This is a genomic window from uncultured Nostoc sp., from assembly GCF_964247315.1.
Taxonomy (GTDB): domain Bacteria; phylum Cyanobacteriota; class Cyanobacteriia; order Cyanobacteriales; family Nostocaceae; genus Nostoc.
The window spans coordinates 19,481-29,622 of record NZ_CAXTTT010000023.1 but is presented as its reverse complement, the minus strand read 5'-3'; the positions used below and the strand labels follow the sequence as shown (position 1 = coordinate 29,622).

Sequence of the window (10,142 nt, the reverse complement as noted above, 5' to 3'; positions counted from 1 at the left end):
CTTTGAGTGCTTGGCGATGGTAGGGGTGAAGGTGTAGGTGCAGCTTGGAGAGTTGAAGCAGATTTGGATGTTTGTTTTCTTGTTAAGGCAACGCCCAAGGTTAAAGGGCCTTTGAGGTCTTTATCTGCATTAAACTCTAATTTTTCACTTTGGAGATCGCTTTCTGCCCAACTGTTGGGGTAGGGTTTGGTTCGTAACAGTGGAGTAGCCTGAACACCAGGCACAGAGGTAATTTCCAGTGGTCGGGCAATCGGATAAAAAGAATTGCCGTTACCGAAATCTTTGGTAATTGGATGTTGTCCGTATTCTGTTACTAAGGGCGTGGCAGGGCCAAGTCCTATGACGCTTTCCCCAGAAACATCTACTGCTAAACGATTATCCAGACGAACACCCCACTCTTGTAGCAAGCTGTTAAGTTTGGGATCGGTATTAGGATCGATCATCAGCAGTAAATTACCACCGCGATTAAGATACTCTTGCAAGGCTTTGACTTCACCTTCAAACAGCCCTCGCTTGGGGCCAGCTACTATCACTACAGCCGCATCTTGAGGAACTTTGGAAGTTTCTCCTAAATTCAACGGTGATGTTGTGAAATTTTTGTCGCCTAATCCCTGAACTGCTTGTGATATTGCATCTTTACCAGGCGAAAGTTGGCGTTCGCCATGACCTTGCAGTAAGTAAACTTTGGCTGTGGTTGAATTTGTTAGTTGTTGCAGGTGACTAGTTAATCTGATTTCTGACAAGCGCTGATTTTCATTTATTGTTTGTACTAATTGTCGTTTATCGCCAGATTCTAAATAAACTTCTCCATAATCTTTAACGCCAAACTTTTCTGCAAGTCCTGGTCTAGCTTGGGGATCGATATACTCGTATTTAAATTTTGAGCTTTGGCGTTGATAATTTTCTAGTAGTTCTCGGTCTTGGGGATTTTGGTTAACATCAAACACCCACACTTTAACAGGCTGTGGCAAAACTCTTACTAATTCACGTGACTGGGGTGCAAGGGTAAATAATTGAGCCTCTGTTAAGTCTGCCCGCAAGTGGTAGCGAGTCCCTAAAAAGTTAATCAATCCCAAAATTGCCAATACTGCTAGAGTTGCCACTAGGGCATTAGTCCCAACTTGAGTAGAACGACGATTCCACCAGTTACTCTGGTAGCTTTGCCATATTATGCCCAACCCACTGATGACAATTCCCCCAATCAAAAATACTAAGGGAATTAATCCCCACTGTTCAGAGACTAACCCAACTGTTAAGCCGACAGTAATTAGGAATGGGCCTAACCAAAACAGATATTTCCACAGTTTCTTTTTTGCAACTATCTTCATATTTTTCATTTTTCATTGGTCATTTGTCATTGTTTATCGGTCTAAAAATAGTGACAAGTAAAAATATATGGACGAAAATTGAGTAACTAAAAATAAGATAAGTAATACAACTGAATAAATGGCAACAAAGTGTTTCCAATAATTACAGGTTTATCAATTCTTAGAACAATTAGCTGATGACATTTGAAAAATTGTTAAAGGATGTAATTTTTTTGCAAAAGATACGATTGGTAAACAGATTGTACGTTCGCCAGATAGTATCAGTGCCAATATAACAGAAGGTGTAGGAAGAGGTAGTTTTCAAGAAAATAGACGTTTTATAAAAATAGCAACACGCTCTTTGAATGAAACTCAACATTAGTTAAGACTAGCTCACACTCGTAACTTATTAACTACCGAGCAGATAAATGCAATCAAAACAATTATTAACGAACTAGCACCCAAATTAAACTCCTACCTAAACTCAATTGGCAATGTACCAGATGACCAAGGACAAATGACCAATGACAAATGACTATTGCCTTTGAAAACGCAGTGCATCAATTGATTGAGCTGTGAGAAAGATTCCTAAAAAAATGTAACTGGCGAATAAAATCAAGGCACTAGTATCAAAAATGCCTTGAATTAAGGTGTTGTAATGTTTCAGCAAAGACAAATAACCTAAAGCTTCGCCTACGGGCCCAGGAACAATTTTGGCGATTAAATCAATCAATAACAATAATAAGATTACTGCAAAGGTAAGAACGGCTGATAGAATTGTGCTGTCTGTTAATGAGGAAATAAACATTCCTACAGATAAAATTGCTGCTGCTAGTAAGATTAATCCAAAATGACCTAGTAAGGGAATTGAGGGTGTCATTGGTGGATTTGAGCCGCTGATAGCGATCGCTTCCAGCACTAGCATAGGTGCAACCATTGTGATAAAAAATGTGATTACGCCTAATAATTTACCTACAGCTACCGCCCAATTGGTGATTGGTGAGGTGGCTAATAGTTCTAAAGTACCCCGCTTCCGTTCTTCGGCATAGAGCCCCATCGAAAGTATGGGCAGGATAAACAACAATAGCCATCCCATACGATCTAAAAATGCCCGGATAAATTCGTAGGGGACATCTATCGGCGGTACTGGCACTCCCAGCTGTTGCCCTTGTGCATCTATTGCCGCAACTCCTACCAAAATGCCGTCTGGCCCTAGCAAAATCATCACGAAGAATAACCCGGCGATGAACCAAAATATGCCTGCGATCGCATAAGCTAAAGGCGATACAAAATAACTTTGTAACTCTCGGCGATAAATGGCAATAATATTACTCAGCACTATACCCATTTACGCTGCTTCTCCTTCGTTGTCTGCTGCTAAGTCTATCTCAGGATCGAAATTTTTTTCTTCTGTGGTTAGTTGCAAGAATACGTCTTCTAAGGTGGCGTTAACCCGCCGCAGTTCATGTAAACCGAATCCTGCACGGACTAATGTTGTGGCAATATCGCGTCCTGGTTCTTTTCCGGGTTGCGATATCACCCGCAGGTAAGCGCGATTTTCCTGGGGTTGATGGCTGTGCATCCCGGCTGTGGGAATTGATTCTACCAAACTCACACCCGCGACTTTTTGCAATACCTGTTTCGCTAGGGCAGCTTCTCCTTCTATTTCTAATTCATACCCTGAACCGCCTGTCAACTGAGTCATCAGGTTTTCTGGTGTATTAGTTGCCACAACTTTACCGCGATTGATGATGGCGACGCGGCTACAAGTCATACTCACTTCTGGCAGAATATGCGTGGAAAGAATAATTGTGTGAGTACCAGCGAGACTTTTAATTAAATTTCGCACTTCAATTATTTGGCGGGGATCGAGTCCAACGGTGGGTTCATCTAAAATGATTGCTGGGGGATCGTGGACGATCGCTTGAGCAATTCCTACCCTTTGACGGTATCCTTTAGAGAGTTTGCGAATAATCACCCGCCGCTTATCTTCTAAGTTGCAGCGTTCGATAGCAGCTGTTACCTTGTTAGGGCGATCGCCTGCTGGAACTCCCTTAATTCGGGCGACAAAATGCAAAAATCCCTCCACCGTCATGTCTGGATATAACGGCGGTGTTTCGGGCAAATAACCAATGCGTTGGCGCACAGCGAGGGAATTTTCATGGACATCATAACCAGCAATCCGGGCATTACCATTGGTTGCCGGTAAATAACCAGCCAGAATCCGCATGGTTGTGGTTTTACCAGCGCCATTGGGGCCCAACAACCCTAAAATCTCTCCAGGTTCGACGCTAAAAGTGACATCAGTAATCGCTGGGGTGGAGCCGTATATTTTACTCAGATGTTCAACTTCGATCATCGGTATAGTGGCGATCGCAATTTATAATATACCCAACAATCTTAGATCGCAATAGTGGGTATGGGGGACTGGCACTAAGATTAGCTAACAAAGGGTAAAGTTCCTGAAAAATCTCTTTGTGTCAAAATAATTGATAATTCATAATTGAGTATGTATATAAAATTAAAAGAACTAATTGCATCAGTTCTATTAATTAGTTTTCTTCTTGGTTGTACAAATTGTGAGGCTAAAAGAACTGCAAATCTCAATCACATAAAGCAGTTGCTGACAACTAAAAAATGTCCCAAGTGTGATTTAGGTGGTGCAGATTTAAGCAATACGAATTTAGCAGAAGCTGACTTGCGTCAAGCGGAACTCACAGATGCTAAATTAAATGGTGCAAATTTACGAGGTGCTGATTTACGCCAAGCAGAGATGCGATGGACTGATAAATCTGAAGATGATCGTGGAGAATCTGGATTTTCAGAAATTGGTGATATTGATTTTAGTTGTAATGCAGACTATAAAGTTTCGTTAGAGAAAGTTAACTTACAATCAGCTAACTTTTCTGATACTAATCTCTCTGGCTTATCTATTTATGATAGTAATCTTCGTGCTGCAAATTTAAGTAGTGCTAACTTAAAAAGTACCTTCCTTGCAAATGTAGATTTAGTGGGAGCAAATTTCAGCAACGCTAATTTATCTTACGTCACCTTTGGGGATGTCAATCTTCAATCAGCAAACTTACAAAATGTTAATTTGTCTCATGTCAGCTTTCATAGTGTTAATCTTCAATCAGCAAACTTACAAAATGCTGATTTAACCTATAGTGAATTAACGTTCTCAGACTTAAGATATATAGATTTGAGTAGTGCTAGATTAAATGTTGCAGAATTACATGGAGTAGATTTAAGAGGTGCTAACCTCTATGATGTTGACTTGACTCAAAGTAATGTAGATAGAACAGATTTTCGTCATGCTAAAAATCTGACGACCGAGCAAATTAAATTAGCACAAAATTGGGAAGAAGCGGTATATGACGAAGAATTTCGCGCCAAATTAGGACTACCTGCTTGCAAGTCTAGGTTAGAAGAGTATTTAGAGCAACCTTTTATTTTTAGTAAAATTAAGAAAGGATGTTTTCAAAATTAATCACCTAAATTTTGGAGAATCCATAAAAATAGTCAAGTGAAGCAATAGACTCTTAGCCCTCCTTAAAAGGGGGGTTGAGGGGATCTAAGACTTTGAAAACACGCCCTAGCGCTCTAGAAGGCAAAAGTAGTGCGAAGTGCGCCTACAATTGCTGTGTCATTAGCACTAAAGCCTTCCGGGCTGAAGATGAAATATACACCAGGGGTAATGGAGATATTGTCATTGACCCGATAGTTATAAAACGTTTCTAGATGGTAGGGAGTCGCGTCTTCTGGACGAGAAGCAATTCCCGCTACAGATTGTCGATAAAGTGGCTGTCCAAAAATGACGGCGGCGGTGTTCCCTTCATGGAATATATCTTTAAAGTGCAACCCAGCCGACCAGCTACTAAAGGTTGTAGAGGCATCTACATTCAAGAGATTAGCAAAAAGCAATGCACCTGACAGTGACAAGGATGTTTTCGGCGCAAACCGCCACGTTACTGTTGCACCCACAGAATTTACATTGATTGGCTCATCAAGAGTTGCTAGTGCAGCGTCACCACCAAACCTCGCCAATTGTGCTGCATTGGGAGTAAATCGAATAGAAGCAATATCAGCGCTACCCAAGCCTGTACCGAGAATATTGATTGTGTGGTAACTGTGTGCATAGTTGATGCCGATATCAATAGTTGAGATTGGTTTGAGGGTTAGTTGTGCAGCAATTGCTTGTGTACCGTTAAAGAAACCTCCTCCTAAAGGTGTGTTCAAAAGTCCGCGATCTTCTGGTATTGAAGCCGAACCACTACCATAGATAACTCCGAGTCCTACTTGTTTTGAAGGATTCCACAAGAAACCAGCACCCGTTAATAAACCCGTACCAGAAGTACCTCCTGTGATTCTGACGGCAGCGTTGTAACCTGCAAATCGAGAGATTGCACCTTGACTATCGCTAGCGTAGGGAGTGATGGCAGGAAAAACATCTGTAATCTCTGCATTTGTTCCACCAAAAACAACGAATTTCTGAGACAACGGTAAGACATAAGCTAGCTTGTAAAGACTAACTGAGTTTGCTCCGCCGTCAGGTTGCAGTGTCTGGGGATTAAAACCAGGAAATTGGGGTTCAAAGCTTAACTTGGTTGAACCTACGCCAAAAAAACTTGAATTTGGCAGTATTTGGCCTTGAATGGTTCCTCTTTCATAAGACGATCCTGTCGATCTGAAGTTGTAAGCTTGAAGTCCAACAATGAACAAATCACTGCCGTTAAAGCTGCTGGTAAGATTGAGCCTGACGCGATTATTGAAGGCTAATTTAGCATCTTGGCTACCTGGTTCTCCACCTGTTGCTGTGGACAAAGAAAAAATCGCTTCGCCATTAAGTTTAGTTGTGGTAGAAAACTGTTGCTTTTCTAAGGTAGCAGTGCGAGGTTCTAAGGCATCTACTCGATCGCGTAGTGTCGCAAGTTCAGATGTAAATTCTTCTTGAAGTTTTTGGAGAGTAGCTAAATCTTCCTTCTTAACTAAATCACCAGTGCTAGTAGCAATCAGTTCGTTGATTCTATCTAAGCAAGCATTCAAGCCAGCAGCAAATTCATAACGGCTTAAGGTACGATTTCCTTTGTAAGTACTGTCAGGATATCCCACAATGCAACCGTAACGCTCCACTACCGATTGCAGTGCTTGAAATGCCCAATCTGTTGTCTTAACATCAGATAATTGAGATACTGAATTTACTTGAGCGATCGCATTAGATTCTAAAGAATTAAAATTAGTTGAAAAGACGCTACTGTTGTCTTTGTCTGCGCTCTCAAAATTGTTTACAGGATTGTCAGCAGTTAGTTGAGCAGTTGCAGGAGATGCACCCAGCGAAATAAAAGCAGTAAGTAAGCACAGCCAACTGACTCTTTTCGTACACATTAATTTGTAGTAATTCACACTCATTTCTCACACACAAAATAAAACACTACTGTTTTTTGCAAATCCTAATTATTCACAAGCTAAAGCTAACTTACCAAAGCAAGCTCTCAATAATTAAATACTCTTTTTATTGAGAGTTTGCCAATTAAATATGCAAATTTATGCCGCACAAAATTACTTTGTGTAAAATTTACATAGTAATATCTCAGTCGATGCATCGGCTGAGGATAATTGCAGCTTTTATCAAGCTCAAAATTGTAATTTTAACAATTATTTAGCAATAAGTAAGGACTTCATCGCTTGAAAAACACTTTTTGAAATTTTTAAACCACTTAAACTTTATAGATACACTATAGTTTTGATAAGTGGTACTTTACTATGTATTTTTTACAAAAATAAACATTTTTGAAGTTTTTACTTTTTAAATATATACAAACAATATTAAAGTATTATTTAATATAATAAGAAATAGCTTTTTGATAATATTAAAATATATAACCCGATCGCTCGTGCAATCAATAAATGAGTTTATTGTCAGTCGAAACAATGGCATTGTTAGGCGAAACAATCGTATAGCTTTGGGGAGAGGATTAAGGGGAGGGGTGCGATGATTGTGGGAATCATGATATAAGATATCTCCATTTAAAACTTTTGTAGAGATGTAGCACTGCTACGTCTCTACATTCTTTTGTAAATGACCTGGAAATGCGATCGCTAATAAAGAGATGCCAACACCTTATCAGCTGCTGCCCGGAATGCAGTTGCAGCACCAGCGCTCATATCCCGTGGCGCACAAATGCGATTTCTCACATAGGCAAGTGCGATCGCACCAATCGCTCGCTGCCGGAGTCGGATCGGCATTGTCTTTACCACCCACGCGTCCCCACGGTAATGCTGCACCATTGCCATTGATCAGATAGTCAGCCAGTAATCTGAGGTGAAAATCAACTGCTTCTTTAACAACTGTTGTGTCGCCATTGACTGCTAATGCTTGTACCCCAGAGTTTTTCAGAATATCTCCTAAAGCAACTTCTCGGTTATCAGTCAACCTTTCAGCCGCTTCTGCCCGAAATTGGATTTCTTGGCTAACGGCCGGGTCAGGAGGTAAGGGATTACCGATTGGGGTCACGCCCCATAAACGACGCAAAAGTAAATTGTTGGTGGTATCATCCGATTTAACGCGGTGATAAGCAGGACGCTGTTTGAGCGCTTCAAACCAAGCGTTGATCCGAGGATACCGGGGATTTCCCTTGAGGTAATATCCTTGATAAACGGGTAAGTTAGCCGCCAATCTGTCTAAATGGGGACTATAGGTAATATCTACGAGGCTAAAGGTTGACAAAAAGTAGGGGCCGGGATACTTTCCGAGAAGTTGCTCTAGTTCGTCTAATTTCGCTTCAAAAGCTATCTGTAAGCTTGCTAATTCATTTGGATCTTCCGGGGCTTTTCTGATAAATTTGTAGGCGATACCTATCACACTATTGGTTTCAGCATCCTCAAGCCACTGTCTAGCAACGGCGTTTTCTTCTGGATCTTCAGGAAGCAAGGTTGACCCAAATCGTTCTTCTAACGCTAACAGAATCTCTTTGGATTCATAAACTAACTTGTCCTCAATTTTCGCAGCCGGGACAAGGGTTGTGGGAACTAAATCAGTATACCATTTAGGCTTGTTGCTCAAGTCGATAAACTCTGTTGCAAAAGGAATTTCTTTTTCTTCGAGAGCAAACCAAACCCGTTCGCAAAATGGACACCAAGAGTTAGTATCGCGGTAGAGCAGTACTGGCGGTTCTGTATCTAGTGGCAGTTTATGGAGACTGCTAGGGATGGGAGTGGTAGAAGGAGATTGCCCTGGTCTACGCACTCGTCGAGCCGGGGTATTTTTTTGGGCAATTTCTAATAGTTGCTCCCAATTAGCTACTGTGTCTTGAATTGACATATTTCACCTTGGTTTAAGTTAAGTTTATTTCCAAAAATGAGTCAGAGTTGATTTATAAAGTAAATCTAAGTAGGGTGTGTTATGGCTAAATTATTGCAAAAAAATTGTAGTTGGGGAACGAAACTCAACACTCCGATCGATATAAAGTTTCGCGTCGCTCAACCCAACCTATATCTATTTTTTAATAGATAAAAAGTTAAATTTTTGAAGTCTGACCGTTAACTACTGTAAATTTACGCACTTATCGGAGTTAATAGTGATTATTACATAAGAATAGTTTGAAAGCAAGATTTAATATATCTATTTTTTGACTTACTGAAGCCGTCAAAATCAGAAAAATCTCTATCAATTCGAGTTATACAGAGGAGAGAAATCTTAAGTCAAAAAATACACTTATTCCTTTAAGTGTATAAAGTCAAGTTAAGAGCTGCTAGTAATCTAAAATACTTGCAATTTCATCGAGTGTAGCTTAAGAGTGAAGCACCCTATCCAATGAAGGCGCTACCAAAGACTAACCATGCAGCATTGATGCGAAAGTGAATGGCTAAAATGGCTGAGATGATCGCGATCGCGCTGTGCCAGTTGCGTAAGTGCTGTTACAGTACTAAAATCTCTTGGAAATATAAATAAGACTCAGGCTTGGTTACTGATGCCAGAAACTCGAATAAATTATGACAAAAAAAGCAAAAAATCGAGCATCAAAGTTAGCGATCGGATTGGCATTCAGTTGTATTAGTGTGATACTCCATACTGGTATAGCTAGTGAAATAAGTTTAGCGAAATCAAGTAATTCTCAAAAGTGCGATCTTTTTGCCTACGTCACCGATACAGATCCGCAAGGGTTAAATGTGCGGAGTGGTGCAAGTACAAATAACGTAATTATAGGACAAATACCCATCAACGAAACAGTTCAGGTTATTGGTGCGGCTGGAAATTGGGTGCAGATTACTAATGCTAGCAATGGTTTTCAAGGAACTGGATGGGTATTTGTGCCAAAGTTAGGCTTAAGAACGCGAGGCTCCGGTACTAATGGCGTGTCTTTATATACTGGCATAAATCAAGAAAGCCAAAAAGCGAGAAGAATTCCTGCTAATACGGCTGTCAAATTGCTAGGTTGTCAAAGAGATTGGGCGCAGGTAGAATATCAAGGTGTTAAGGGTTGGTTGACAAGGGAAGATCAATGTGGGGCAGCCCTTACTAGTTGTTCGGCGAGTCGGGACGCTGGCGCTGCTTTACACGGGAGGAAATTACTAAACGCGGCGAAAATCTAGATATTACTTGGCTGCGGGATGAAAGTTTGCAGTCGGGGGATAATTTACCTGAACCTGATCTCATTGCAGCCGCTATTATGACGAAATTACAAACAGCGATCGCGGAGATGGAGGCGTTGACGGTGTTGCTGGAAGGTGAAGCGGAAGCGGATGAAGTTTCAATTTTAGAATAGAAATAGTAACAGTCACAGGTGAAGAGAAATGAGTCCAGAACAAGAGTTATTAGAAAAATGGCGATCGCTT

7 protein-coding genes and 1 pseudogene are annotated in these 10,142 nt (G+C 40.7%); 3 read left to right on the top strand and 5 right to left on the bottom strand.

All coding sequences use genetic code 11. The features are described from left to right. On the bottom strand, positions 1 to 1,328 hold a 1,328-nt coding region (locus tag ACFE93_RS09410; RefSeq protein ID WP_375473080.1), incomplete at its 3' end, for a GldG family protein. A 190-nt stretch (positions 1,329 to 1,518) separates the two neighbouring features. Between ACFE93_RS09410 and ACFE93_RS09405 the strand changes: the two genes are divergently transcribed. Continuing rightward, positions 1,519 to 1,689, top strand: coding sequence for a four helix bundle protein (locus ACFE93_RS09405; protein WP_375473079.1), 171 nt, complete (start codon positions 1,519 to 1,521; stop codon positions 1,687 to 1,689). Positions 1,690 to 1,842: 153 nt separating this feature from the next. Here the strand turns inward: ACFE93_RS09405 and ACFE93_RS09400 are convergent, their stop codons facing one another. Both ACFE93_RS09400 and ACFE93_RS09395 read right to left on the bottom strand, forming a co-directional pair. Beyond that, on the bottom strand, positions 1,843 to 2,655 hold the full coding sequence (locus ACFE93_RS09400) for an ABC transporter permease (RefSeq protein WP_375473050.1): 813 nt from the start codon (positions 2,653 to 2,655) through the stop codon (positions 1,843 to 1,845). Continuing rightward, positions 2,656 to 3,666 carry an ABC transporter ATP-binding protein gene (locus tag ACFE93_RS09395; protein WP_375473049.1) on the bottom strand — a complete coding sequence of 337 codons (1,011 nt, stop codon included), beginning with the start codon at positions 3,664 to 3,666 and terminating at the stop codon, positions 2,656 to 2,658. 261 nt (positions 3,667 to 3,927) lie between these two features. Between ACFE93_RS09395 and ACFE93_RS09390 the strand changes: the two genes are divergently transcribed. Continuing rightward, a complete protein-coding gene (locus tag ACFE93_RS09390; RefSeq protein WP_375473048.1) occupies positions 3,928 to 4,797 on the top strand; it encodes a pentapeptide repeat-containing protein in 870 nt (289 codons plus the stop codon). 113 nt (positions 4,798 to 4,910) lie between these two features. Here ACFE93_RS09390 and ACFE93_RS09385 read toward each other — a convergent pair whose 3' ends face one another. Further along, positions 4,911 to 6,716, bottom strand: a complete 1,806-nt coding sequence (locus ACFE93_RS09385) for an iron uptake porin (protein ID WP_375473047.1) — start codon at positions 6,714 to 6,716, stop codon at positions 4,911 to 4,913. A gap of 690 nt (positions 6,717 to 7,406) precedes the next feature. Beyond that, a pseudogene (locus tag ACFE93_RS09380) lies at positions 7,407 to 8,628 on the bottom strand (glutathione S-transferase family protein). Positions 8,629 to 9,299: 671 nt separating this feature from the next. On the opposite strand from ACFE93_RS09380, the gene ACFE93_RS09375 reads away from it, so the two are divergent. Further along, positions 9,300 to 9,899, top strand: coding sequence for an SH3 domain-containing protein (locus ACFE93_RS09375; RefSeq protein ID WP_375473046.1), 600 nt, complete (start codon positions 9,300 to 9,302; stop codon positions 9,897 to 9,899). Positions 9,900 to 10,142: the final 243 nt, after the last annotated feature.

Coding starts and splice junctions, on each gene's coding strand:
- ACFE93_RS09400 (WP_375473050.1), bottom strand. CDS start 2,655: ATGGGTATAGTGCTGAGTAATATTATTGCCATTTATCGCCGAGAGTTA.
- ACFE93_RS09395 (WP_375473049.1), bottom strand. CDS start 3,666: ATGATCGAAGTTGAACATCTGAGTAAAATATACGGCTCCACCCCAGCG.
- ACFE93_RS09385 (WP_375473047.1), bottom strand. CDS start 6,716: ATGAGTGTGAATTACTACAAATTAATGTGTACGAAAAGAGTCAGTTGG.
- ACFE93_RS09375 (WP_375473046.1), top strand. CDS start 9,300: ATGACAAAAAAAGCAAAAAATCGAGCATCAAAGTTAGCGATCGGATTG.